This is a genomic window from Curtobacterium sp. MCPF17_031 (assembly GCF_003234035.1).
In the GTDB taxonomy this organism is placed as follows: Bacteria; Actinomycetota; Actinomycetes; order Actinomycetales; family Microbacteriaceae; genus Curtobacterium.
Genome location: NZ_QKSG01000003.1, coordinates 20,606 through 45,446, shown reverse-complemented (window position 1 = coordinate 45,446; position 24,841 = coordinate 20,606). Strand labels below are relative to the sequence as shown.

General features: G+C 72.6%; 24 protein-coding genes. 8 read left to right on the top strand and 16 right to left on the bottom strand.

The genetic code is table 11. The annotated features are described in order from the left end of the window. Nucleotides 1-20: 20 nt before the first annotated feature. A complete protein-coding gene (locus DEJ31_RS05475; RefSeq protein WP_111043710.1) occupies nucleotides 21-1,034 on the bottom strand; it encodes a YafY family protein in 1,014 nt (337 codons plus the stop codon). 104 nt (nucleotides 1,035-1,138) lie between these two features. Between DEJ31_RS05475 and DEJ31_RS05470 the strand changes: the two genes are divergently transcribed. Both DEJ31_RS05470 and DEJ31_RS05465 read left to right on the top strand, forming a co-directional pair. After that, complete coding sequence (locus tag DEJ31_RS05470) at nucleotides 1,139-1,561, top strand: VOC family protein (protein ID WP_110903632.1); 423 nt, start codon at nucleotides 1,139-1,141, stop codon at nucleotides 1,559-1,561. Nucleotides 1,562-1,632: 71 nt separating this feature from the next. Continuing rightward, the gene (locus DEJ31_RS05465; protein WP_111121391.1) at nucleotides 1,633-2,397 is read left to right on the top strand and encodes a hypothetical protein; all 765 of its coding nucleotides are present in this window, start codon (nucleotides 1,633-1,635) and stop codon (nucleotides 2,395-2,397) included. Between the two features lie 26 nt (nucleotides 2,398-2,423). Here the strand turns inward: DEJ31_RS05465 and DEJ31_RS05460 are convergent, their stop codons facing one another. Further along, nucleotides 2,424-3,251 carry a putative RNA methyltransferase gene (locus DEJ31_RS05460; RefSeq protein ID WP_111121390.1) on the bottom strand — a complete coding sequence of 276 codons (828 nt, stop codon included), beginning with the start codon at nucleotides 3,249-3,251 and terminating at the stop codon, nucleotides 2,424-2,426. A 120-nt stretch (nucleotides 3,252-3,371) separates the two neighbouring features. Between DEJ31_RS05460 and DEJ31_RS05455 the strand changes: the two genes are divergently transcribed. Continuing rightward, nucleotides 3,372-4,310, top strand: coding sequence for an aldo/keto reductase family oxidoreductase (locus DEJ31_RS05455; RefSeq protein WP_111121389.1), 939 nt, complete (start codon nucleotides 3,372-3,374; stop codon nucleotides 4,308-4,310). Nucleotides 4,311-4,349: 39 nt separating this feature from the next. Here DEJ31_RS05455 and DEJ31_RS05450 read toward each other — a convergent pair whose 3' ends face one another. The 14 genes from DEJ31_RS05450 to DEJ31_RS05385 all read right to left on the bottom strand — a co-directional run bounded on the left by DEJ31_RS05450 (nucleotide 4,350) and on the right by DEJ31_RS05385 (nucleotide 19,944). Then, nucleotides 4,350-4,547, bottom strand: a complete 198-nt coding sequence (locus DEJ31_RS05450) for a hypothetical protein (protein ID WP_110903628.1) — start codon at nucleotides 4,545-4,547, stop codon at nucleotides 4,350-4,352. Nucleotides 4,548-4,595: 48 nt separating this feature from the next. Further along, entirely contained in the window at nucleotides 4,596-4,865 is a 270-nt protein-coding gene (locus tag DEJ31_RS05445; RefSeq protein ID WP_111043541.1) for a hypothetical protein, read from the bottom strand. A 43-nt stretch (nucleotides 4,866-4,908) separates the two neighbouring features. After that, the gene (locus DEJ31_RS05440) at nucleotides 4,909-6,531 is read right to left on the bottom strand and encodes a serine/threonine-protein kinase (protein ID WP_111121388.1); all 1,623 of its coding nucleotides are present in this window, start codon (nucleotides 6,529-6,531) and stop codon (nucleotides 4,909-4,911) included. An 82-nt stretch (nucleotides 6,532-6,613) separates the two neighbouring features. Beyond that, the gene (locus DEJ31_RS05435; protein ID WP_111043543.1) at nucleotides 6,614-7,810 is read right to left on the bottom strand and encodes a Fic family protein; all 1,197 of its coding nucleotides are present in this window, start codon (nucleotides 7,808-7,810) and stop codon (nucleotides 6,614-6,616) included. 93 nt (nucleotides 7,811-7,903) lie between these two features. Continuing rightward, a complete protein-coding gene (locus DEJ31_RS05430; RefSeq protein WP_110903625.1) occupies nucleotides 7,904-8,743 on the bottom strand; it encodes a phosphatase PAP2 family protein in 840 nt (279 codons plus the stop codon). Nucleotides 8,744-8,832: 89 nt separating this feature from the next. Beyond that, on the bottom strand, nucleotides 8,833-10,518 hold the full coding sequence (locus tag DEJ31_RS05425) for a bifunctional 3'-5' exonuclease/DNA polymerase (protein WP_110903702.1): 1,686 nt from the start codon (nucleotides 10,516-10,518) through the stop codon (nucleotides 8,833-8,835). Between the two features lie 40 nt (nucleotides 10,519-10,558). After that, on the bottom strand, nucleotides 10,559-13,303 hold the full coding sequence (locus tag DEJ31_RS05420; RefSeq protein WP_111121387.1) for a hypothetical protein: 2,745 nt from the start codon (nucleotides 13,301-13,303) through the stop codon (nucleotides 10,559-10,561). Between the two features lie 112 nt (nucleotides 13,304-13,415). Beyond that, nucleotides 13,416-13,610 (bottom strand): multidrug transporter, encoded by a 195-nt coding sequence (locus tag DEJ31_RS05415; RefSeq protein ID WP_110903623.1) that lies wholly within the window; start codon nucleotides 13,608-13,610, stop codon nucleotides 13,416-13,418. Next, nucleotides 13,607-14,404, bottom strand: a complete 798-nt coding sequence (locus DEJ31_RS05410; RefSeq protein WP_111043545.1) for a hypothetical protein — start codon at nucleotides 14,402-14,404, stop codon at nucleotides 13,607-13,609. The genes DEJ31_RS05415 and DEJ31_RS05410 overlap by 4 nt, the downstream gene beginning before the upstream one ends. Next, the gene (locus DEJ31_RS05405) at nucleotides 14,401-15,309 is read right to left on the bottom strand and encodes a carbohydrate ABC transporter permease (protein WP_258366178.1); all 909 of its coding nucleotides are present in this window, start codon (nucleotides 15,307-15,309) and stop codon (nucleotides 14,401-14,403) included. The genes DEJ31_RS05410 and DEJ31_RS05405 overlap by 4 nt, the downstream gene beginning before the upstream one ends. Continuing rightward, a complete protein-coding gene (locus DEJ31_RS05400; protein ID WP_110903621.1) occupies nucleotides 15,306-16,265 on the bottom strand; it encodes a carbohydrate ABC transporter permease in 960 nt (319 codons plus the stop codon). Before DEJ31_RS05400 ends, DEJ31_RS05405 begins: the two co-directional genes overlap by 4 nt. Before the next feature lie 121 nt (nucleotides 16,266-16,386). Beyond that, nucleotides 16,387-17,703: a sugar ABC transporter substrate-binding protein gene (locus DEJ31_RS05395; protein ID WP_110903620.1), complete on the bottom strand. Its 1,317-nt coding sequence runs from the start codon at nucleotides 17,701-17,703 to the stop codon at nucleotides 16,387-16,389. Beyond that, nucleotides 17,700-18,941 carry a Gfo/Idh/MocA family protein gene (locus tag DEJ31_RS05390; RefSeq protein WP_110903619.1) on the bottom strand — a complete coding sequence of 414 codons (1,242 nt, stop codon included), beginning with the start codon at nucleotides 18,939-18,941 and terminating at the stop codon, nucleotides 17,700-17,702. Before DEJ31_RS05390 ends, DEJ31_RS05395 begins: the two co-directional genes overlap by 4 nt. 214 nt (nucleotides 18,942-19,155) lie before the next feature. Beyond that, nucleotides 19,156-19,944 carry a DeoR/GlpR family DNA-binding transcription regulator gene (locus tag DEJ31_RS05385; RefSeq protein WP_110903618.1) on the bottom strand — a complete coding sequence of 263 codons (789 nt, stop codon included), beginning with the start codon at nucleotides 19,942-19,944 and terminating at the stop codon, nucleotides 19,156-19,158. 132 nt (nucleotides 19,945-20,076) lie between these two features. Here DEJ31_RS05385 and DEJ31_RS05380 point away from each other — a divergent pair, with 132 nt between their 5' ends. From DEJ31_RS05380 to DEJ31_RS05360, 5 genes are read left to right on the top strand one after another with little or no spacing between them, the layout of a single operon-like run. Then, complete coding sequence (locus tag DEJ31_RS05380; RefSeq protein WP_111121386.1) at nucleotides 20,077-20,955, top strand: SIS domain-containing protein; 879 nt, start codon at nucleotides 20,077-20,079, stop codon at nucleotides 20,953-20,955. Further along, entirely contained in the window at nucleotides 20,955-21,911 is a 957-nt protein-coding gene (locus DEJ31_RS05375) for an ROK family protein (protein WP_111043548.1), read from the top strand. The genes DEJ31_RS05380 and DEJ31_RS05375 overlap by 1 nt, the downstream gene beginning before the upstream one ends. After that, nucleotides 21,908-23,032: an N-acetylglucosamine-6-phosphate deacetylase gene (locus DEJ31_RS05370; protein WP_181427316.1), complete on the top strand. Its 1,125-nt coding sequence runs from the start codon at nucleotides 21,908-21,910 to the stop codon at nucleotides 23,030-23,032. Before DEJ31_RS05375 ends, DEJ31_RS05370 begins: the two co-directional genes overlap by 4 nt. After that, nucleotides 23,029-23,979 (top strand): 1-phosphofructokinase family hexose kinase, encoded by a 951-nt coding sequence (locus DEJ31_RS05365; RefSeq protein ID WP_111121385.1) that lies wholly within the window; start codon nucleotides 23,029-23,031, stop codon nucleotides 23,977-23,979. Before DEJ31_RS05370 ends, DEJ31_RS05365 begins: the two co-directional genes overlap by 4 nt. After that, entirely contained in the window at nucleotides 23,976-24,812 is an 837-nt protein-coding gene (locus tag DEJ31_RS05360) for a class II fructose-bisphosphate aldolase (RefSeq protein WP_111121384.1), read from the top strand. The genes DEJ31_RS05365 and DEJ31_RS05360 overlap by 4 nt, the downstream gene beginning before the upstream one ends. The last annotated feature ends 29 nt before the right edge of the window (nucleotides 24,813-24,841 follow it).

The following is a 24,841-nucleotide window of genomic DNA, read 5'->3' as shown; positions in this document are numbered from 1 at the left end:
GGACCGCAGCGCGCTGCCCGTCATGCCGGTCCTGCTCCGCGAGTCCCGGCCGCAGCGAGCCGCGCGGCCACCCGGACGACCGCGTCCCGCAGGGCCGCGGGCGCGGTGACGGCGAAGTCGGCGTCGAAGCCGGCGAAGACCGCTGCGAGCGCAGTCCACGACCACGAGCCGGTCGTGAGTCGGCAGGTGCCGTCGCCGAGGTCCTCGAGGACGGCGTCCTCGGCCACGTACGGGGCGATGGCGTGCGCCGACACCTGCAGCACCGCCGTCCCGACACACGGCCAGGCCGAGCCACCACCACCGGCACCACCCGTACCGACCGTGCCGTCCGCGCCGCGGAAGCGGGCTGCGACGAACGCCGCCGGGTCGCCGCCCGGGACGGCCCGGGGGACGAACGGGAGGCCCGTGGGCACCTTGGGCGCGATCCGGTCCACCCGGTAGGTGCGCCAGTCCACCGCTTCGGTGTCCCACGCGAGCAGGTACCAGCGGCCGGCCCGCGCCAGGAGTGCGTGTGGTTCCACCCGGCGGGGCGGCCGGTCGTCCTCCGCTCCCGGCGGCCAGGCGGGCATGTAGCCGAAGCGCAGGACGGTGCGGGTCCGTACTGCCTCACTGACGGCGACCAGCACCGCGGGGTCGACGACGACGGCTCCGGGCGTGGTGACCACCTGGACGGCGTCGATCCGGTGCCGCAGGCGGGACGGCATCACCTGCCGGACGGTCGTGAGCGCACGTGCTGCGGCCTCGGCGATGTCCGCGCCCGAAGCCGGCGCGACGGCGAGAGCGAGGGCGATCGCCACGGCCTGGTCGTCGTCGAACAGCAGCGGCGGCAGGTCCGACCCGGCCGAGAGCCGGTAGCCGCCGGCCGGGCCACGGAGTGCGTCGACCCGGTACCCGAGTCCCCGCAGACGGTCGACGTCCCGTCGCACGGTCCGCGGGCTGACGTCCAGCCGCCTGCCGAGGTCGTTGCCCGACCACTCCCGGCGGACCTGCAGCAGGGACAGCAGCGACAGCAATCGGGAGGACGGAGCGGGCATGACCCCGAGCATGCCAGGAGGAGCGGACAGGATCTGACCGCATCTGCCGCGATGCTGCTCGGGACGAGGCCGACCGGCGCTCGCACCGACGACGAGGAGTCGACATGACCATCACCACCATCCCCCACGTGAACTTCGACGGACAGGCCGCCGCGGCGCTGGCGTTCTGGAGCGCAGCCCTCGGCACCGAGCCCGTCGTCGTGACGTACGGACAGAGCGGCGCCGTCGCGGACCCGGCGTGGGCGGACCGCGTCGTCTGGGGCCAGGTGACCTCGGTGAGCGGCGTCCGGGTCATGGCGTTCGACGTGTGGCCCGGACAGCCGTACGACCAGGGCACGAACAGCTCGTACGTCTACCTGAGCGGCACGGACGCGGACGAGATCCGCTCGGTGTGGGCGGGCCTCCAGGAGGGTGCCGAGGTGCGACAGCCGCTCGGGCCGTCGGCGTGGTCCCCCCTGGCCGGCCAGCTGCGCGACCGCTTCGGTGTGGTGTGGGCCCTCGACGTGCCGGCTGAGCAGCAGCACTGACGACCGACGGCGGCGCGGATCGACGGCGGTACGTCCCGGACGCGACCGCCGTCGATCCGTACGCTGACCGGATGGGGACCACGATCACATCCGTGACCATCGCCTTCGTCATCGCCGCCGTCGTCCCGGTGGTCGTGACGTCGGCCATCCGCCGGGGGGACCGGAAGCGGAAGCACCAGCGCGTGCTCGCCGGGGCGGCCCCGGACGCACTGTTCACCGTGCGGCCGAGACGGTGGCAGCGGGTCGTCCTGCGGACCATCGGCATCCTGGTCATCGTCCTCGGCGGCGTGCTGCTGCTCGGTGCGGCCTCGACCACGGACGACCCGGACGCGTTGCCGATGGGCATCGCAGGCACTGTCGCTCTGCTCGGCGGGGTCGCGTCCGTCCTGCTCGCCAGTGCCCTGGCACGGACGCGGATCGATGCGCTGCCGGACCGGCTGGTCGTCCGGAAGGGCTTCCGGACCGAACGTGAGGTGCACCACACCGCCATCGCGTCGATCCGCCCCTGGACCGGCCCGTACGGTGGGATCCAGGCCCGCGACCCGGAGGGGACCGTGCTGTTCGACACGGTGTCGATCGCCATCGGCTATCCCGATCTCGAGGCCTGGCTCGCCGAGCGGGCGCCGTGGGCATGGGTCGCGTACGCAGGGGCAGGCACGCCGGCGCCGAACTGGCCCGCAGCGGGCGCTCCGGCACAGGGCTGGCCGGCACAGGGCCGGCCGACACAGGGCGCCCCGTACCCGGGCGCTCCCGGGCAGGGCTGGCCGACGCAGCGCGGTCCGGCCGAACCGTGGCCGACACCCGACGATACGGAACCCGGCACCCGTCGGCGCTGACCCCGGTCGAGTCCGACGCTCGTCGCTCAGCGCGCGGGCGTCCAGGTGCTGACGGTCACCGCCGCCGTCACCGTCTCCGGCGCGAACACCGTGTCCGCCGCCACGTGGTGGTGACTCGGCCCCATGTGCACCACGTCGTGCACGTCCTCGGCGGTGAGTTCCATCGTCCAGGTCAGGTCCTCGGTCGAGCGCAGCGTGAACGCGGGCGTCAGGCTGTCGTGCAGCCGGCGTTCCTTCTCCGGGTCCACGCTGATCGTGGCCGCCGCGAGTTCCGCCAGGTGACCGGCCCGGGGCGTGACGACGACGAGCACGCCTCCGGGGTGCAGCACCCGGGCGTACTCGTGCTGGTTGCGCGGCGCGAAGACGTCGAGCACGACGGCTGCGGCGTGGTCGACGACCGGGAGGCGCTCGGTCACGTCCCCGACGACGGCACCGACGTGCGCGTGGATGCGTGCCGCACGTCGGATCGCGACGGCCGACAGGTCCAGGGCGATCCCGCGCCTCCCGGCAGCATCGCCGCGTGTCGTGCCGTCGAGCGCGTGCGCGAGGTACGTGCCCGGGCCGGAGCCGACGTCGAGGACCACGCCGGGTGCGGTCGCGTCGGCGACCACGCTCGTGAGCGCCCGCTCGACCGGCGCGTAGTGACCGCGACCGAGGAAACGCAGCCGCGCGTCCACCATCTCCGGGGTGTCCGCGGTGAGTGCTCGACGCTTCACGGGCAGGAGCGTCAGGTGGCCCTGCTTGGCCTCGTCGTACCGGTGCCCGTTGCGGCAACCAGCCTGCCCCGGGGCGGTGCGGGCGAGCGGCTCGGTGCACACCGGGCACGCGAGCACGGGCAGCAGGTCGTCACGCACCGGTCCAGGGTACGGGGCGGCGGGACGGGTGGCCCGGTGCGGTGGTCGCGGTCGGGGAGCGCCCCCGGGGGTACGGCCAGGGCCTGGCTCACACGGGTGGCCGCTGGCAGGATCGGTGGGGTGAAGACACTGGAGTTGCCACAGACGGACCTCACCGCCTCCGACGTGATCGTCGGGATGATGCGGATCAACGACATGAGCGACGAGGACATCCGTTCGCTCTACACGGCCTCGCGCGATGCGGGCGTGACGATGTTCGACCACGCTGCCGTGTACGGCGTCTGGCACGGCTGCGAGGAGCGCTTCGGTTCGGCGGTGACGCTGTCGTCCTCCGAGCGGGCCGACATCCAGCTGCAGACGAAAGTCGGCATCCGGCCGACGGAGCACGGCGCGTACTTCGACTTCTCGTACGAGCACATCCTGTCCTCGGTCGAGGAGTCACTCACCGCCCTGCGCACGGACTACGTCGACGTGCTGCTGCTGCACCGCCCCGACGCCCTCGTCGAGCCGGAGGAAGTGGCCCGCGCGTTCGACGAACTGCACGCCGCCGGCAAGGTGCACCACTTCGGTGTCTCGAACCACACCCCGGGGCAGGTCGAGCTGCTGAAGAAGTCCGTGCGGCAGCCGCTCGCGTTCAACCAGGTGCAGCTGAGCATCACACACGCGAACGTCATCACGCAGGGCCTCACCGCGAACATGGGCGGGCTCGACCAGTCCATCGACCGCGACAACGACATCCTCAACTACTCGCGTCTCAACGACGTGACGCTGCAGGCCTGGTCCCCGTTCCAGAAGGGCTTCTTCGACGGCGTCTTCCTGGGCGACCGTGAGCAGTACGCCGAGCTGAACGACGTGCTCGAGGAGCTGGCAGCCGCCCACGGGGTCACCCCGACCGGCATCGCCGTGGCATGGATCACCCGGCACCCCGCGCACTTCCAGGTCGTCCTCGGCACGACGAACCCGCAGCGTGTGCGCGACTCGGCCGCCGGGTCCGACGTCGAACTCAGCCGCGAGGAGTGGTACCGCGTGCTCACGGCGGCGGGGCACACCGTCCCCTGAGTGGGCGGTCCCACCGCGGACGACGCGTCGGCGCAGAACTCAGGGCGCTGGCGCGTCGTCCTCGTCGGGCTCACGCGGAGGCAGCGCTGCCGCGGGGTCCGCTGACCCACCGGACACGACCTCGAACCGGATCCCGAGCGCGGCCGGGTCGTCGTCGAGCTCGAGCCCGTCGCCGCTGGCCTGCTCCTCGGGGATGGCGAGACCCTTTGACGGGTCGAACGCACTGCTCATCGACATCCGACGAGCATGCCCGGCCGACCCGGGAGTCCGCGCAACGTGCGCTGGTCAGTCGCCGAGGTCGCCCGGGTGCAGACGGTCGCCGGGATGCGGGGTCCGGAACACCGGGCCGCCGCCGGCCGCGTCCTCGTCGTCGTGTCGGACCGGGGAGTCCCCGGAGTCGCCGATCGCATCGGCGCCGGACACGTCCGCCCCGGACGGCTCGTCAGCGGGGGGAGCCGCACGCGACTCCTCCACCTCGAGCTCGTCCTGGTCGGAGCCGTCCACGGGGACGTCGCTGCCCTGCTGCTGGGGATCGAACGGTGCACTCATCGACATGGGTCGAGTGTGCTCCGCCCAGGTGGACGGCAGGTCAGCCTCGTCATCTGTTGTGGCCCGGTGCGTCTCCGGACTTCCCGGGACCGGTCGCCCCGCCCGGACCACTGTCGGCCGGGCCCTGCTGCGAGGTCGTGTCCACCCCGGTGTCCAGCGGGTCCTGCACGGGCAGCGTCGTGTCGTTGCCCGGCACCGGTGCGGTCGTCGGCAGCTGGTCGGTGGGCTCGCTCGACTCGTCCGACGGCTCCGAGGGTTCCTCGGACGGCTGTTCCTGCGTCGGCTCGGAGGGCTGCTCCGACGGCTGGTCGGCCGGCTGGCTCGGCTGCTGCTGGGCGGGTTCGCTGGACTCGTCGGACGGCTCGGAGCTCGGCTGGTCGTCGGCCGGTGCGGTCTGCTGCGTCGATTCGCTGGGGCTCGGTGACGTGGTGTCGTCACGGTTGAATGCGAGGGCTGCGACGACGATGCCGGCGACCACGAGGACCGCCAGGACGATCAGCGGCACCACCCAGCGCTTCCGCCGGGGCTCGTCGGGGTCCGTGGCGAGCGGCCGGGCCGGAGCAGCGGGCCCGCCCGCACGACCACCGGCGCCACCACCCGGACCGGCTGCTGCGGCTCCCGGCGTCCCGAGGACCGTGGTGGCCACGTCGTCGTCCGCACTCCGCGCCGGCTGGGACTGGGTCGGGAGCCGCCGGGTGGCGTCGTCCGGGCGGGAGGCTCCATGCACCGGCATCGCGCGCGTCGCCTCGTCCGCGGATGCGGTTCCGGCACCTGCGCCGGCGGCGGCTGCACCGGCCACCCCGGCACCGGCGGCGGCGCGCGTGACTGCCCCCGGGCCTCCCGGCAGGAGCTGCGTGGCGGGCGCGACCTCGTCCCTGCCGAGTGCTCGGAGGCGTGCGGCAGCCTCGGCGGCGGACGGACGGTCCTCCGGGTGCTGCGCCGTCATGACGTGCAGCAGCGTGCGCCACGCCGTCGGCAGGTGCTGGTCGATCTCGGGCGCTCGGGCGAGTCGGGCGGTGGCGGCCTCGACCGCGCTGCCCGGGAACGCCTGCTTGCCGGTCAGGGCCTCGAGGAGCATGAGGCCGAGTGCGTACACGTCGGCCTCGCCGGTGACGGGCTGGCCGAGGACCTGCTCGGGAGCCAGGTACGCGGCCGTCCCGATGACGGTGCCGGTGCCGGTGACACGGGCAGCGTCGCGGAGCAGCGCGATGCCGAAGTCGGCGAGCTTGACGTGCTCGCCGTCCTGCTCCAGGAGGACGTTGGCGGGCTTCACGTCACGGTGCACGATGCCCTGGGCGTGCACGGCGGCGAGCCCCTCGGCGACCTGCGCACCCACGCGGGCCGTGGTCGTCGGGTCGAGCGGACCCTCGCGGAGACGGGTGGCGAGGTCGCTGCCGGGGACGAGCTCCATCACGAGGAACGAGTCGCCGTCGACGTCGTCGAGGGCCGCGTCGAACAGGGTGACGAGGTTCGGGCTGCGGAGGCCGGCGAGCACGTGGATCTCGGCCTCGGCGCGCGCACGCTCACCGTGGTCGACGGGTCCGATGCGGAAGAGCTTGACGGCGACCTCTCGACCGAGCTGCTCGTCGACGGCGCGGTAGACCGATGCCATCCCGCCGTGCCCGAGGGTCCCGGTCACCCGGTACCTGCCGCCGATCAGCCGTTCTTCCATGCCGGAAACCTACCGGGCTGACCTGACGAGGGCGCGCAGCCCCGTCACGACGGGGTCGGCTCGGCGCCGCGGTGCAGCGCGGTCAGGGTGCCGACCGACGCACCGGTCGGGTCGTCACACGAACCACGTCGGTGGCACGGAACATCCGCACTCCCTGCCGCTCGACCTCATCGAGGATGCCGACGTCCTGGAGGCGCTGCACCGCGCTGCTCGCGGCTTGGTAGGTCTTGCCGGTCGCCCTGGCCACCATCGGGATCGTCACGAACGGGGAACCGATCAGCGAATCGACCACGTCCACGACCATGCCGCGGAGTCCGCTGTCCCGGATGCGATCACGGTAGCTCGACTGCACCGCGAGCAACGCAGTCAGGCGCTCGCCGGTGTCGACTGCCGACCGGTGGATGCCCTCTGCGAAGAGCGCTACCCACGAGTCCCAGTCCCCGTCCGCACTCACCGCTGCGAGGGCGTCCTGATAGCGCTCCCGTCGCGCTTCAAACCAGGGCGAAACGCTGAGCAACGGTTCGGTCAGGATCCTCGAGCGCATGAACTGCAGGACGATCAGCAACCGGCCGAGGCGACCGTTGCCGTCGTTGAACGGATGCAGTGTCTCGAACTGGTAATGCGCCATCGCCGCTGCGACCACAGGGTCGACGCGCATCTCGTCGGCGTCCGCTACCCACCGGAGCAGGTCGTCGACAGCGCTCCGGAGCGGCACGCCGGGCGGCATCGGCACGAACCGCGCGTCCTCGATCGCACCGCCGTGCGATCCGATGGCGACCGGGATGCTCCGGACGCGGCCGGCCTGGGCCGTGTCCGCACGAGTGCCTCGGACCAGGACCGACTGGAGCTCCTCGAGGAGCCCCGTGGTGACCGGCCGGTCGTGGACCCAGGTGAACCCCATCTCGGCCGACTCGATGTAATTCAGCACCTCCGCGAGCGCCGCCGAGCGCTCTCCGGAACCCACGGCTTCGGCGGCGAGGACGTCGTCCAGAGGTGCGAACGTCCCTTCGAGTGCCGACGTGCTCTGCGCTTCTCGGCGCAGGGTCGGTTGCCGCAGGATCCCAGGGTTCGGGATGAGCGACGCACCCTGCTCGAGGGCACCGAGGGACCGGTTGGCCCGGGACACCACGGTCCACGTCCCGCCGGACAGCGACGGCGGATCGCCGAGGGGGTCCGGGACGAAACCGAAGTGGTCGTACCGTTCGCCGGTCCGCCCGTCCGTCCCCGCGAGGGGAACGAGGTGTCCGACTGGGCTGCGACGGAACCGCTCGACGTCCATCCTTCAAGTTTAGAGGCCGTTTCTTGAAACACTGCCGCCGAAGTTCAAGTCAATCGCCGTGAACTTGAAATCACATGGGTGTAATTCAAGTTCTCACGACGGGGTCGGCTCAGCGCCCCGGTGCAGCGCGGTCAGGTACAGCCGGTGCGCGGTGACGACGAGCGCCAGCCAGGCGAGCCCGAGCGCCCACGCCGCCAGGACGTCGGTGGTCCAGTGGTGCCCGAGGAACACCCGCGAGACACCGACCGACAGCACGAACAGCGTCCCGACGACGATCGTCCAGACCCGGGCCACGACGCGGGTCTGCCGGAGGAGCAGCAGGTACACGATCGTGCCGACGACGACCGTGGCGTTCAGGGTGTGCCCGGACGGGAACGACGGCGAGTGCTCGAACGGCGGGACGGCGTCGGACATCGGCGGCCGGGCTCGACCGATCAGGTCCTTGCCCGCGATCGTCATGGCCAGGGAGCCGGCACTCGCGGCGACGAGGAGCACGAGCGGCGTCCACGCCCTGCGTTGGATCGTCAGGCCGACCAGGAACAGCACGGCGACGATCGGCATCCCGATGGTGCCGGCGATGTCGGTCCACCACGTGACGCCCTGGTCGAGCGCGGGCGACCGGTGCGTGAGCATCCAGTCGAGGACGGGTCGGTCGAGCACGGCGACGTCGTCGGACTCACGCACGGCGTCGTAGACCTCGGAGGCCACCCACGTCGCGACCGCGGCGATGCCGATCCCGACGAGCAGGGTGAGCAGCAGCAGCGGGAGCGCCCCGTAGCGGCGGCCGAGTGCCGCCCACGAGTCGGCGACGCTCCGGCCGACCCGCGTGCGCCACCGGGTGAGGTCGACGTCGCCGACGGTGCGGTCGACGCGCTCGCGCTCGGCTCCGCCGATCACGGGTGGTCGGCCGCCGGGTGCGTGGTGCTCTTCCATCGGACCAGCCTGCCCGTCAGCGGCTGTGCGGGCACGGCCGGCCTCGACCGGGGCGCCACCGCGGCAGCACCCGGGACCCGGTCGGGTCGCTACTTCGCCTGGTCGTACGACCGGACCACCGCGACCGTCAGCGGAAAGGTGACCGGGAAGCCACCGAACATGATCCGCCCGGCGTCGACCGCCGCGGCCCGGACCTGCTCGGCCACCCACTCGGCGTCCGCGGCCGGTGCGTGCACCACGAGTTCGTCGTGCACGAAGAAGACCATGTGCGGCCCGGACGTGACGGGCCCGTCGCCCCGCGCGGCCAGTCGGGTGCGCAGGCCGCCCATCCAGGACAGCGCCCACTCGGCCGCCGTGCCCTGCACCACGAAGTTCCGTGTGAACCGTCCCCAGCTGCGGGCCCGGGACTCGACGGCCCGCTGCATCGCGGGGGTGCCGTCCACGGAGTACGCCCGGTTCCGCGCCTCGAACCACGACTGCTCCGGCACCGGCGACGTCCGACCGAGCCGGGTCGTCACGGGTTCGCCCCGCTCCCCCGCCCGGGCCGCCTGCTCGACCAGGTCGAGCGCCCGCGGGAAGGCCCGGGCCAACCGGGGGACGAACCGCCCGCCCTCGCCCTGCGTCGCGCCGTACATCGCGCCGAGCATCGCCATCTTCGCCTGCTGCCGGGTCTGCACCGCACCGGAGGCCACGACCCCGTCGTAGAGGTCCTGTCCGTCCCCGGCCGCGGCCATGTCGGTGTCGCCCGACATCGCGGCGAGGACCCGCGGTTCGAGCTGCGCCGCGTCGGCGACGACGAGCTCCCATCCGGGGTCCGCGACCACAGCTCCGCGCACCTGCTTCGGCAGCTGCAGGGCCCCGCCACCGTTCGCCGCCCAGCGACCGGTCACCACCCCGCCGACGACGTACTCCGGGTGGAACCGGCCGTCCTGCACCCACTCGTCGAGCCACGTCCACCCGTTGGCGGTGAGCAGGCGGTACAGGCGCTTGTACTCCAGGAGCGGTTCGATCACCGGGTGCTCCAGCCGTTCGAGTTCCCACTTCCGCGTGCTGTCCACGACGAGTCCGGCCCGCCGCAGGGAGCGCAGGACGTCCGCGGGCGAGTCCGGGTTGAGGTCGGGGTCGTCGAGTCGCTGCCGGAGGACCGCGGCGAGCTCCTCGAGCTTCCGGGGCCGCACCCCGTACGGCACCCGCGGGCCGAGGGCGTCGGCGAGCAGCCGCTCGTGCACGTCGGTCCGCCAGGGCAGCCCGGCGTACTTGATCTCCGCGGCGACGAGCGCGCCGGCGGACTCCGCCGCGAGGAGCAGGCGCAGCGCTCCCGGCTCGCTCGCACCGGCCACCGCGTCGAGCTGCGCCCGGAGCTCGGCGACCGGGTCGAGGTCGTCGTCGGCCGGGGCGACCGTGAACAGGTCGTCGTCGAAGAGCGAGGCCTGCGTGGCGGGCGCGGGACGGGCCTCCAGAGCGGCGGCGGCGTCCCAGGCGCTCAGCGGCGCCTGCGCGAGGGCGGAACCGCGGGTGGCGAGGGCGGTGCGGAGCAGCCGGTGGCCGAGTCGGAGGTCCACGCATCGGGCCACGCGACCGCCCGCAGCCAGCACGGCCGGGTACCAGCGTGCGGTGTCGGACCAGACCCAGCGGACGCCCGGTCCCTCGTGCGCCGCGACGAAGGCCGGGAGGCCCGACTCGGTCAGGCGCACCGGCGCACCGTCCGACGTTCCCGCGTCCGTCAGCGGCGTCGCGGTGAGGCCGCCGTCGACACGGGCGAGGACGATGTGCACGCCGACGATTCTGCCGTGCCCCACCGTCCTCGCCGCACCGTCACGCGCCGACTTCCCCGGGGTGCCCGTCACGCCGCAGCCGTGCAGAACGCGCGACCAGCAGCGCTCCGACGCCGAGGGCGAGCAGTCCCACGGCCGGGAGCCCGGCCCACAGGATCCCGCTCCCGGTGAACGCGAGCGCCGCTGCCGGAGCCGGCCTGTGCACGGGTGGGACGGCCGAGACCACGGGGAAGGACGCCGTCATCTCGGTGGACCGGACCGGCACCGCTCCCTCCGGCTCGGACGGGGTCGTCGACGGCGCGTCCGCACGGCCGACGCTGCCGGCCGCGACCGCCACGAAGTCGACGTGCCCACGAGCCGCGTCGGCCGGGGTCAATCGGCGGTCCCGGTCGGCGGCGCACTCCGTGGTCGCACCCGGCTCGAGCGCGTCGGTGTCGCAGGTGATCGTCCCTGCGGCAGCGCTGCTGACACCGATCGTCGACGCGATCAGGTTGCTCGTGTTCGTCACCCGGTACCGCGACGCGATGGCGTCGCCGGCGTGCAGGGTCCGGGCGGAGGGGGTCCAGTCGCTCTCCAGGTACAGCGCCGACGCCGCGCCGAGGCCGACGACGACGCCGTCGGTGGCGCTGACCGGGGCTCCGTCCGGACCGATGGCCACGGCCGTCTCCGCGAACGGGACGGTACCGCGTTCCACGTCGTCCTGGGTCAGCGCCGTGGCCGGTACCGTGCACGGCACGCTCTGCCCGGGGGCGAGCACACCCGCGGGGCAACGTACGGGCAGGTCGGTGCGCTCGTCGATGGTAACGGAGGGGTCTCGGAGCGAGACGTTCCCCGTGTTCGTGACCGTGAGCGCGATCTCGACTCCGTCGCCCGCGTACGGCACCGAGTGGTCCGTCACGGCGAGGTGGGCACTCAGGTCCGTGCCGAGCTCCGCGACCTGCGCGGGCTCCACCTCGTCCTCCGCCTGGGCCGAGACGGTGTCACCGGCCGGGCCCGTGCCGGTCGCCGAACTCGTGAACGCGACGCGGCCCGCGTCGACGTCCACCTGTGTGAGCGCGTGGCCCGTCACCGTGCACCTGACGGTGTCGCCGGGCGCGAGGGGCGCACCGGGGCACGACACGGACGAATCGGGGTGGCTCGGCAGGGTGACGATGACCCCGGTGAGCGTCGTCGTCCCGGTGTTCGTAACCGTCGCGGTCAGTTCGACGAGTTGGCCGGGAACAGCCGGTCCGTCCGACGGGAGGCGAGCGTCGAGCGTGGTCGCGACGGCAGACCGACGGTCGGCGGGCTGCTCCGCTGCCGCGTCGGCCGACACCTCCACGCCCCGTGGTGAGGCCGCCGTCGCCGTGACGGCGTCCTGCACGGAGCCGCGGTCGACGTCCTCCTGGCGGACCGGACGGGAGGCGCTGGCGCAGTCCGTCGACGCGCCCGGTGCCAGCTCGGTCACCGCGCACGTCACGGGACCGTTGGTCCCGGTAACGACGAGGTCGCGCAGCGGGCGGCCGCCCGTGTTCTCGACGGTCTGCGCGAAGCGGAGCCCCTCGTCGAGGTCGGCCCGGCCGTCACCGTCACCGTCGTCGAGCACCGGCAGGTCGGTGACCGACAGAGCGGCGTCCTCGGCGCGGAACGTGATCTTCGTCTCCCCGGGTGGGTCGAGCCCGATGCGCTCGGCGACCGTTCCGGCGGTGAGTGCGAAAGTGGTGGCCGTCTCGCTCGTCACGTCGACCGCCACGGTGCACGAGCCCTGGCCGGAACGGAGGCCACCGGTGACCGCGACCGCGGTGCCGGTGGGGTCCGCGTCCACCCTGCTGTCGGCGCACGTGGTCCCCGCGTGCGGGTCTGCCGCGAGCGTGAGCCCGTCCGGGAGTGTCTCCCGGAACGACCATCCCGCCTTCGCGCCACCCTCACCGGTGTTCTGCACCGTGTAGGTCAGGCGTGCGGTCTCGCCGACGTACGGGGACGACCCGTCGAAGGCGTGCTCGAGCACCGGCGTGGCGTCGTACACGGTGACGCCGTCGATCGCGCCGTCGTTGCCCACATCGCGCGCCTCGGCGTTCCGCATCACCCAGCCGAGCGTGTCGCCGGTGAACAGCACCGCGGCGTCGGAAACGAAACGTCCGCCACGCACCGTGACACCGAGGGCGTTGATGGTGCGCGATCCCGGCGATGTACACGGGTCGATGGCCGTCGAGGTGACCCGGTGCTCGACACCGCCGTCGAGCAGGCCGAAGCGGAGCCGAGGGTGCGCCGCCTGGGAGCACGAGGTCGCGACCGCGTCGACGCCGAACGTGACGAACCGGTCCTTGACCGGCAGGGGGAGCGGCGTCAGCGTGCGGATCTGCACACCGTCCGCCGGAACGGGTCGGTCCAGTGTCCAGGCGCCGACGCCGTGGTTCGTCCTCGGATCGGACCCGTTCACCTGCCCGAGCGCGTGGTACAGCGGCGCGAGCTGCGGGCACGGCAGACCGGGGGTGGTCGCGGCGGCCACGATGCCGTTGCACTGTGCGACGTTGATCCACCCGGGATCCGCCGTGTACCGCTCCCCGTCCGCACCCACGTACTGGTCCAGTCGGGTCGGTCCCGTGCCGACGACGTGCTCGAAGTCCTCGACCAGGAGCACGCGCGGCGCAGCGCGACCGCCGCCGGTCTCGGCGGCTGCGCCGCGCGGCGTGGAGGGGACGAGGGCTTCGGAGGGACCTGCCGACACGAGGACCGTGGTCGTGGCCAGCACCACGATCGTGGCGAGCAGGGAGGCAGGTCGGGACGGCGGATGTCTGGTGGTCATGTTCGGAAGTTAGCAAGGAACTGGAGTATCACATACGGAAATCGCGCTTCCGGTGTGGGCCCAGGTGCCGCTGCGCCAGTCGGACCGCGCGGGCGCCCTCCGGCGGCGTCGCTCAGTCGCCCGGTCGGACGGCGGCGCTGTCGGCGATGTCGATACGGACGTCGCCGGACTCGGTCTCCTCGACCTCGACCCGCGGCGCCTCGTCGTGCTCGTCGGAGCCCGACATCCGACGGAAGGTGTCGTGGCGACGCTCCTCGAAGGTCATGTCGACGCCGTCGTCCAGGTGGTCTCGGTCGGGTGCGCTCATGTCCGTGACGGTACGCCGACCGGAGCGGTCCCGGTGCGCTCCGACCAGTGCCCGCCGGCGGCCCACCGCTCCTGGACGGCACGCTGCAGTCGGCCGGTGGGCACCGCCTGACGCGCGGACGCCAGGTCGGTGCCGAAGACGAACTTCGCCATCGAGTCGTCGCCCTCTTCGTGCGACTCGTGCGGGTCAGGGGGTCCTGGCAGCAGCGTGAACCGGGCTGCGAACCGCGCGGTGTTCGACGACGGCCCCAGTACGGCCGCGACCTCGGGATCGAGCAACCACGACGAGCACACGAACGTCTCGACCATGGACGCCGGGTCGAGCCGTCGGAGCACCGCGGGCGCGGCCGCGAAGGAGCGGTCGCACGGGTCCGGGTCCAGCGGTCCGACCTCCGGCACGTGCACCCCCCACGCCGGTGTCCCATCCGGCAGCTGGGCGGCCCGCTCGAACTGGAGGCGCCCCACGGCCACCACGCGACCGGTCGCCACCTGCACGAGCCAGTCCAGACCGGTGCCGTCCAGGCCGTAGCGGTCGACCTTGCGGTCCACGTCGGCGACGCTCGACGCGGCGTCCTCCGGGCTGCAGCCGTGGGTGGCGAGCCACTGCTCGGTGACCGGGAGCACCGCGCGGAGGGCGGCGAGGAGAGCCGCCTCCCGCCCCTTCGGGCCGAGGTGTCGCACAGCGTCCTCGAGCGCCGGCGCCAGCCCCGCGGGCCCGCCTGGCGAGCCGACGACGGCGGTGAGGAGCGCGACGGGGTCGGGGCGAGCCTCCCGTCCGACGTCTGCCGCGTTCACTTGAGCCCGGAGGAGGCGAGCCCGTCGATCACCCGGCGCTGGAGCACGATGAACATGATGAGCACCGGCGCCATCGCCATCAGGCTCGCCGCCATCAGCAGCGGGTAGTCGATGGTCCGGTCGCTCGACAGGGTGGCGAGGCCCGCCGCGAGCGGCATGTCCTCGGCGCGGGTCGAGACGACGAGCGGCCAGAGCAGCTCGTTCCAGGACCACAGGACGGTCGTGATCGCGAGCACGCTGATCGACGGTCGGGCGAGCGGCAGCATGATCCGCCAGAAGGTCTGGAACGGGTTCGCGCCGTCCATGCGCGCGGCCTCCTCGAGCTCGGCCGGCATGTTGAGGAACGCGGTCCGCATGAGGAACGTTCCGAAGGCGCTGAACAGGCCGGGGGCGACGATGCCGGCGAGGGTGTCGAGCCAGCCGAGCCCCTGCACGATCTGGTACTGCGAGATCAGGTACACCTGCGACGGCACCAGCAGGATCGACAGGACGATCCCGAGGATGACGGCCCGTCCCCGGAACCGCATCCGGGCGAAGGCGTAGCCGGCCAGGGTGCAGAGCACGATCTGCGCCGCGGTACGGATCAGGGTCACCCAGATCGACGTGCCGAGTTGGCTGAGGAAGGGCAGGCGGTCGAAGACGCGGACGAAGTTGCCCCACTGCAGTTCACCCGGCCAGAAGGTCGGCGTGGGCGCGGTCACCTGGGCGTTCGTGGAGAGCGCCATGATGATCTGCCACAGGAACGGGAACGCCATCACGAACCCGCCGATGCCGAGCACCACGTGGATCCACCAGTGGCTGCCGCCGCGGCGACTGGGGCGGGCGTCGGCACGGACCCGGGTGCGGCTGGCGGCCTTCGTCGCCGCCGTCAGCTTGCTGCCGTGCGCCTCGATGATGCCGGTCATGACTGGACCCACTTCCGCTGGACCCGGAACTGCACGACGGTGATGATCCCGATGAGCACGAAGATCACCATCGCGATCGCAGCCGCGAAGCCCTTGTCGTTGTCGATGAACCCGGCGCTGTAGAAGTAGAAGACGAGGGACATCGTCTTCGGGATCACCGGGTTGGTGGAGCCGAGGATGGCGTAGAGCAGGTCGAACAGCTGGAAGCTCGAGATCGTCGTGATGATGAGCACGAAGAAGATGCTCGGTGTCAGCAGCGGCACGGTGAGCGAGTGGAACTGCCGCCACCGGCTCGCCCCGTCGAGCTCGGCGGCCTCGTACAGCTCCGGCGGGATGTCCTTGAGCCCGGCGCCGAGGATGATCATCGAGAAACCGAGCGACGACCACAGCCCGACCAGCGAGACCGCGACGAGCGCGAAGCCCGGGGTCGAGATCCAGTACGGACCGTCGATGCCGAACAGCCCGAGGAACCAGTTCACGATGCCGAAGTCACCGTTGAACATGATGCGCCAGACCAGCGCGATCGCGGCGGGCATCGCCACGTACGGCAGGAAGAACAGCACCCGGTAGAACTGGGCGAAGCGCAGGCCCGGGGTGTTCAGCAGGCTCGCGAGCCAGACCGCGACCGGGATGCCGAGCAGCACGATCACCGTGTAGACGACCGTGTTGAACAGCGACTGGTACAGCTGCGGGTCGGACAGCAGACGCGCGTAGTTCGCGAACCCGGTGAAACTCGATCCGCCGAACACCCCCCAGCTCGTGAACGAGTAGTAGAACGTCTGCAGGATCGGCCAGATGAAGAACGTCCCGACGCCGATGAGCAGCGGCAGCACGAACAGCCACGGCCAGAAGCCGTCGGTGCGTGGGGCCCGCGTCGGCCGCGATGGGTCGGCGGGGCGGGTCTCGGGCGGCGGAGACGCCTGCGCGGCGTCGGGTCGCTGGGTGTGGATCGTCATCAGGTCGCTCCTCGGCCAGGGCGGACGGATCGGGTGGTCCGGGTGGTGCTGGGTGCTGCGGGTGGTGCCGACGTGCGTGTTCCGGCCGGTCGGGCGTGGGCCCCGACCGGCCGGCTCGTCGTCACTCCTTGGCGAGTGCCGCGTCCATCTTCTGGGCGAGTTCCTTCGTCACCTGGTCGACGGGCTCGGAACCGTCGAACGCACTCGGCAGCAGGTTCGTCTCGAGGGTGTTCCACGCGGCGGTGTTCTTCGACACCGGCAGCGGCTTGGCGTAGTCGACCGCGTCGAGGAAGACCTGCAGGTCTGCGTCAGGCATGGTCTTCGTGAAGGCGTCCTGCGTGCCGGTGTAGGCGGGGATGACGGCACCCATGTCACCCTGCTGCTGCTGAGCGGGCTTGCTGGCCAGGTAGGCCTGGAGTGCCTGCGCGGCGGCCTTGTCCTTCGAGCCCTCGGCGACGACGTTCGAGACGCCGTGGATGACGGTCGCCTGCTCCTTGCCCTTCGGCAGCGGGTAGGCGACGACGTCCTTCTCCATGTCGGAGCCGATCAGCGCCGACCGGAACCAGCTGCCACCCTGGTACATCGCGACCTTGCCGGAGGTGAACCACTGGTCCGCCGTGGTGTCGGTCAGCTGCTTGATCGAGGGCGAGGCGCCGGACTTGATCAGGTCGGTCCAGAAGCCGATGCCCTCCTGCGCGGCCTTCGTGTCGTACTCCGACTCGTCCCCGTCGATGACGGAGCCGCCGGCCTGGAAGATCGTGTCGTAGTAGGTGGTCTGGCCGTCCATGCCCGCGGCGGCGCCGTACGCACCGTCCGACTTCAGCTTCTCGGAGAGCTCGGCGCCGGTCTTCTGGAAGTCGTCCCAGGTCCAGTCCTTCGACGGCATGGCCACGCCGGCCTTCTCGAACAGGGCCTTGTTCATCCAGACGCCGATGGTGTCGAAGTCCTTCGGGACGCCGTACTGGGTGCCGTCGTACGTGTAGAGCTTGTTGAGCGCTGGCGAGTAGTTCTGCGGGTCGATCGCGCCGGACTTCACCTCGCCGGTGATCGGGGCGAGCTTGCCGTTCCCTGCGTACAGCTGGAAGTTCGGGCCGTTCATCCAGAAGAGGTCGGGGAGCGTGTTGCTCGAGCCCTGGGTCTGCAGCTTCGTGAAGTAGTTGGCGTACGGCGTGACGTCGACGTTCACCTTGATGTCGGGGTACTCCTCGTTGAACCCCTTGATGTTCGCCTTGATGGCCTTCACCTGGTTCTGGTCCCAGACGGCGTACGTCAGGTTCGCCTTGGTGTCCTTCGCGACCTCGCCCGAACCGGAGTCCGAGGACCCGGCTGAGGACTGGCTGCTGCATCCGGCGAGGAGCGCGACGGCGCTGACGGCGGCTGCGAGACCGAGCAGTGCGCGGCGGCGGCCACGGCCCGGACGGGCGGTTGGAGCGGTCATCGGGTGGTCCTTTCGGGAACGTCGTCGCGGTCGGGAGTGGTCGCGAAGTGTCGGAGGGTGGCGTCGGGGAGGGGCGGCACGTCGATGGGGACGGAGCCGTTGCGGAGCGAGCGGGTGGCGAGTGCCCCGGCGGCGACGGCCGCACGGGCCGCGATCGGGGACAGGGTGGTCGGCTCCCCGAACGCCAGCGAGCGGAGGAACTCGGTCATGGTGAGCAGGTCGGCGTCGGCGTGGCCGTCCTCGACGCCGTCGATCGGGTACTCGACGTCCCCGGCGACGTCCCAGTTGCGACGGTGGTTCCACACCTTGACCACGCCACCGCCGGTGTCCCCGATGTTCTCGAGGCGCCCGTGGGTGCCGATGACCGTGTAGTTGCGCCAGTAGTCGGGCGTGAAGTGGCACTGCTCGTAGCTGGCCTGCACGCCGTTCTCGAGGGTCATCATGACCATCGACACGTCCTCGACGTCGACGACGGGGTTCAGCCCGGTCTGCTCGGCGGGCGGCCAGTTGTCGAAGGAGAACCAGTCGGTCATCAGCTCGTCGCTGCGGTCGCGGCGGTCGGTGACGTCGCCGTAGACGGACAACGAGCCCATCCCGACGACCCGGCTCGTGTACGCACCGGCGAGGGCGTGCACGACGTCGAGGTCGTGGCTGGCCTTCTGCAGCAGGAGCGAGTTCACGCGGCTGCGGTCGGCGTGCCAGTCCTTGAAGTAGTAGTCGCCGCCGTTGCCGACGAAGTGGCGGACCCAGACGGCCTTGACCTCGCCGATCTCGCCGCGTGCGATCACGTCGAGCATCAGGCGCACCACGGCCGCGTGGCGGAAGTTGTGGCCGACGTAGAGCGGGGTGCCGGTCTCGGCGGCGGTGTTGAGGACGGCGTCGGCGTCCTCGACCGTGATGGCGAGGGGCTTCTCGAGGTAGACGGCGATGCCGGCGCGGAGCAGGTCGATCGCGATCTCGGCGTGGGTCCAGTCCGGTGTGGTGACGATCGCGGCGTCGACGGCGTTCGGGGCACCGTCGGTCCCGATCAAGGCGCGGTGTCCGTCGACGACGGTGGCGTCCGGCCAGGCCTCGGCGGCTCGTCGCCGGCCGGACTCGGTGACGTCGGCGGCGGCCACGATCCGGGCGTCGACCCCGTCGGCGTCGAGTCCGGCGGCGGCGACGTGGTTCGCGATGTACGACCGCTGGCCGATGCCGACCACGCCGACTCGGAGTGTGCGCGTGCTCGTGATGCTCATCTCGCTCCCTTGCGTGATTGTGACGGCCATGATGCCAAATCGATCATGAATGCACAATATGCGCTCACGGATCGCTCACGGAAGTGTGATGCGAGGGTTTAACACGCCGGTAACGTGACCGCGCTCGGTCGGGCGGCGCGAGGCGGGTTCGCGAGCGTCGGGCAGGCCCCGGAGAGTCGGGCGCGGCGACGCACGTGCTCGCCGGACGTGCCGGTCAGTCCGCGACGACGAGCTCCGCGCCGGCGGCGGCCAGGTCCGCGGCGAACCGCGGCGGGACGTCCCGGTCGGTGACGAGCACGTCGATGCGGTCGAGCGGGCAGATGCGGGCGAAGGTCGAGCGCTCGATCTTCGTCGAGTCGGCGACCACGATCACCCGGCGGCCGACCGAGGCGAAGTGGCGACTGACCTCGGCTTCACCCTCGTGCATGGTGGTCGCGCCGTACTGCCCGGTCAGACCGTCGACGCCGAGGACGACGACGTCGAGGGCGAACTCGTCGAGCGTGTCCCGCACCAGCGGCCCGATCAGCTCGTAGGACTGCCGACGGGCGACGCCGCCGGTCACGACGATCTTGACGTTCGCGCGGACGGACAGCTCGTAGCCGATGTTCAGCGCGTTCGTGACGATCGTGATGCCGTACTCGCCGTCGGCTCGGATGAAGCGCTCGCTCTTGCCGAGTTCCCGCGCCACCTCGGTCGTCGTCGTGCCGCCGTTGAGTCCGACCGTGTCCCCGGGTGCCACGAGGGCGGCCGTCGCCCGGGCGATCGCGGTCTTCGCCTCGGCCTGGCGGGCGATCTTGTACTGCAGCGGCAGCTCGTACCCGGCACCGAGGGCAGCGGCGCCGCCGTGCGTCCGGGTGACCAGACGCTGGTCAGCGAGCGTGGCGAGGTCGCGACGGGCGGTCGCCGCGGAGATCCCGAGCTCGTCCCCGATCTCGGTGATCGAGACGTTGCCGCGGTCGCTCACCAACTCGAGGAGGGCGTTGAGCCTCTGCTGCGGGGTCATGGCGTCATCCTACGGGCGCTCCTCCGCGGGCTCCATGATCGGAAATGACGTTTTGCACTTGCATCGAGCACGATCGATCGTCATGCTGGCCGATATCCGATCACCAAGGATCGGTCCGACCGGAAGGACACCATGTCCGACACCTTCGTGGGCGACGAGCTGGCATCGCAGCCGGCCTCCTGGCGCTCCGCCGCGGCACTGCTGCCCTCGTTCATCGACGTCCTCCCCCAGCCGGGCGAGCGCGTCGCCGTCATCGGCTGCGGCACGAGCTGGTTCATCGCGATGAGCTACGCCGTCGCCCGTGAGTCCGCGGGCCTCGGCCTGACCGACGCCTTCGCCGGCTCCGAGTACCGCGCCGGCCGCCAGTACGACCGCGTCGTCACCATCTCGCGCTCGGGCACCACCACCGAGATCATCGACCTCCTGCGCGCCCTGCCGGACCAGCGCACCGTCCTGATCACGGCGGTGCCGGACAGCCCGGCCGCAGCGGACGCCGACGACGTCGTCGCGCTGCCGTTCGCGGACGAGCGCTCCGTCGTGCAGACCCGCTTCGCCACCACCGCGCTCGCCCTGCTCCGCGCATCCCTCGGCGACGACGTCGAGGCCCTCGCCGTCCAGGCCGAGACCGCGCTGACGCTGCCGATCGACGACCTGCTCGGCGCCGAGCAGGTCACGTTCGTCGGCCGTGGCGCCGCCGTGGGCCTGACGTTCGAAGCCGCCCTGAAGACCCGGGAGGCCGCACAGTTCTGGGCCGAGTCGTACCCCGCGATGGACTACCGCCACGGGCCGATCGCGATCGCGCAGCCCGGCCGCCTGGTGTGGTCGCTCGGCTCGGTGCCGGACGGTCTGGCCGACGAGGTCGCCGCCACCGGAGCCCGCCTGGTGCACCACGACCTCGACCCGCTCGCCGGACTCGTCGTCGTACACCGGTTCGCCGTCGCCCTGGCGGAGCGCCGCGGTCTCGACCCGGACCACCCGCGCTCGCTCACCCGTTCGGTCATCCTCACCTGATGACCGCACGCGGGGCAGTGCTCGGGGTCGACGTCGGCGGCACGGGCATCAAGGCCCGACTGACCGCCGACGACGGACGGTTGCTCGGCGAGCAGCGCGTCCCGACCCCGCGTGACGACCCCGCTGCCGAGGCCCTCGCCGTCGTCGTGGCCGAGCTCGCCGTGCACGCGCGCTCGGTCGCCGGACAGCACGGCGTCGCACTCGACGCCGTCGGCCTGGTCGTCCCCGGCGTGGTCGACGAGGACGGCGGCCGCTCGGTGCTGTCCGTGAACCTCGGCTGGCAGGACGTGCCGGTCCGCCAACGGGTCGCCGCGGCGCTCCGGGCGACGGGCACCGACGTGCCGCTCGCGTTCGGCCACGACGTGCGCGCCGGGGCCCTCGCCGAGGTGCAGGCCGGCGGGCTCGACCACGGCACGGTCGCGTTCGTCCCGGTCGGCACCGGGCTCGCGAGCGCCCTCGTCGTCGACGGTCGGGTCGTCAGTGGTGGCGGCTGGGCCGGCGAGATCGGTCAGGTCCGCATCGTCCACGGTCCGCACGCGGGCCTCCGGGTCGAGGAGATCGCCTCGGCCGGTGCCGTCGCGCGCCGGAGCGACGCGCCGACCGCGCACGCAGCGATGCTCCGCGTCCAGGACGGCGAGCTCCTCGCCCGCCAGGTGTGGGACGACTGCGTCGGCGTCCTCGCCGACGCCCTCGCCTGGCTGACGGCCGCCGCGGGGTGTCACACGCTGGTCATCGGCGGCGGACTGGCGCAGTCCGGTCCGCTGCTGCTCGACCCCCTCACCGCGGCGCTGAGCGACCGGCTGGTGGGCGTCCGGGTCCCGGCCCTCGTCGGCGCACGACACGGTGACGCCGCGGGCGCGATCGGTGCCGCTCTCCTCGCACGGGAGCTGCTGGGGCGCGACCTCCCCGCCCGTCACCAGCGCGTCGACGACGGCCCGACCGCGGTGTCCGCGTGACGACGCTCGTCCGCGCCCCCCGGGTGGTCACCGCGGAACTCGACCTGGTCGACGGCTGGATCGCGGTCAGCGACGGTCGGGTCGCCGCGGTCGGCGCCGGACCGGCACCGGCACACGACCGCGTGGTCGATGCCCCGGGCACCGTCGTCCCGGGCTTCGTCGACCTGCACGCACACGGCGCGCTCGGCCACGACTTCGCCTCGTGCTCGGCCGACGAGGCCCGCGCCGCCGTCGCCCACCACGCCGGACGCGGTACCGCGCACCTGGTCGCGTCGATCGCGACCGGGGCGGTCCCGGACACGGTCGCCGCGCTCCACCGGCTGCGCCCACTCGTCGTCGACGGCACGCTCGCCGGGCTGCACCTCGAGGGCCCGTGGCTCGCACCTGCCCGACGAGGTGCGCACGCGGTCGCCCTGCTGCACCCACCGACCCCCGCCGAGGTCGAACTCCTGGTCGACGCCGGAGGCGGGGCCCTCCGGGTGGTCACGCTCGCCCCCGAACTCCTCGGTGCGATCGAGACGATCCACCATCTGGTCGACGCCGGCGTCGTCGCCGCGATCGGGCACACCGACGCCGACACCGAGCAGGTGCAGCGCGCGGTCGACGCCGGTGCGACCCTGGTCACCCACCTCTTCAACGGCATGCCGCCGCTGCACCACCGTGAGCCCGGTCCGGTCGGGGTCGCCCTGACGGACGAGCGCCTGACCGTGGAGTGCATCGTCGACGGCCACCACCTCGACCCGGTCGCCGTCGACCTGGTCCGCCGCGCTGCCGGTCACCGGTTGGTGTTCGTCTCGGACGCGATGGCCGCCACCGGCTGCGCCGACGGGCCCTACCGGATCGCCGGATCGGACGTCGTGGTCGACGGCGGGGTCGCGATGCTCGCCGACGGGTCATCGCTGGCTGGCAGCACGATCACCGTCGGTGACGCCGTCGCCCGGGTCCTCACCGCTCGTCCCGACGACGCCGCTCGTCCCGACGTCCGGGAGGCCGTGGCTGCCTCGTCCGTGCGCGCCTCCGCCCTGCTCGGCCTGCGTCCACCCCTCACCGTCGGTGCCGCTGCCGACCTCGTCGTCCTCGACCCGGAGGGCCGCCCTACCGCCCTGGAGGTCCCCGCGTGATCGTCGTCATCACCCCGAACCCCGCGGTCGACGTCACCTACCGCGTCGCCGATCAGGTCGTCGGGGTCACCCAGCGCGTCCTGGACGTCGTCCGCCGTCCCGGCGGGAAGGGCGTCAACGTCGCCCGGGTGCTCGACGCCGCCGGGGTGCCGACGACCTCCGTCCTGCCGCTCGGCGGGACGAGCGGTGCCTGGGTCGCCGCGGCGCTGCAGCGGGACGGCCTCACGACGGCCGCCGTGCCGGTCGTGGGCGACACCCGGACCACGGTCACCGTCGTCGACGACCACGTCCACCCGACGATGTACGGCGAGCCGGGGCCGGCGGTGACGGCGGACGAATGGGCCACCGTGACCGGTGCCGTGCGCAACGCGCAGGCGGCTGCGAGCGCCCTCGTGGTGTCCGGGTCCCTGCCACGCGGGACCGACCCGAGCGTGGTCCGGCCCTGGATCCGCGGCGCGGTCGACGCCGGCCTGCTCGTCGTCGCCGACCTGTCGGGGCCGTCGTTGCTCGAGGCGGCCGCAGCCGGCGCCACGGTCTGCAAGCCGAACCGGGAGGAACTCCTCGACGCCACGGGCGCGCGGGACGAACGCTCCGGTGCCCTCGACCTGCTCGCACGCGGAGCCGGGGTCGTCGTCGTCTCCGCGGGCTCGGCGGGCATCACCGCCCACACGCCGGACGCGGTCGTGACCGTCCCCGCGGTGCCCGACGTGCACGGCAACCCGACCGGTGCCGGGGACGCCGCCACCGCCGGGCTCGTCCTCGCGCTGACCGCACCGGGCCCCCGGACGGCCGCCGACGTCACCGCACCCGACGTCCTCCACCGCGCCCTGGTCTCCGCAGCCGCGTACGGCGCCGCCGCGGTCCTCCGCCCCGTCGCGGGCGAGGTCGACCTCGCCGCCGTCGACCGATTCACCACCCAGCTCGACCGAACCGGGAGCCCCACATGACCACCGCCCTCGCCCTCACCGGCCTCCTCGATTCCGCACGCACCGCCCGTCGGGGTGTCGGCGCGTTCAACGTCGTCCTGCTCGAGCACGCCGAGGCGATCGTCACCGGTGCCGAGCGGGCCGGCCTGCCCGTGGTGCTGCAGGTCAGCGAGAACTGCATCCGCTACCACGGCGGGCTGGCGCCGATCGTCACCGCGACCCAGGCCGTCGCGCGGGCCGCCGACGTGGAGGTCCTCGTGCACCTGGACCACATCGAGGACACCGCACTGGTGCACGCGGGCATCGACCTCGGCGTCGACTCGATCATGTACGACGGGTCGCACCTGGACTACGACGCGAACGTCGCCGTGACCCGGGCGCTGGCCGACCGGTGCCACGCAGCGGGCATCGCGATCGAGGCCGAGCTCGGCGAGGTCGGCGGCAAGGACGGCGTGCACGCTCCCGGCGTCCGCACCGACCCGTCCGACGCTGCCGCGTTCGTGGCGGCGACCGGGGTCGACGCCCTGGCGGTCGCCGTCGGCACGTCGCACGCGATGCAGACGCGCGAGGCGTCGGTCGACCGTGACCTCGTGGAGCGGCTGCGGGCCTCCGTCCCGGTGCCCCTGGTCCTGCACGGCTCGTCCGGGCTGTCCGACGACGAACTGCGGGGCGCGGTCCGCGCGGGCATGACGAAGATCAACATCTCGACGCACCTGAACGGGCTGTTCACGCGGGCGCTGCGCGACGTGCTCGACGAACGACCGGACCTGGTCGACCCGCGCCGCTACGTCGCCGCGGGCCGGGACGCCGTCGCCGCCGAGACCGCCCGGCTGCTCACGCTGCTCGCCGGGTAGGTCCGGGGCGGTCGGGCCCGGCCGGGGCC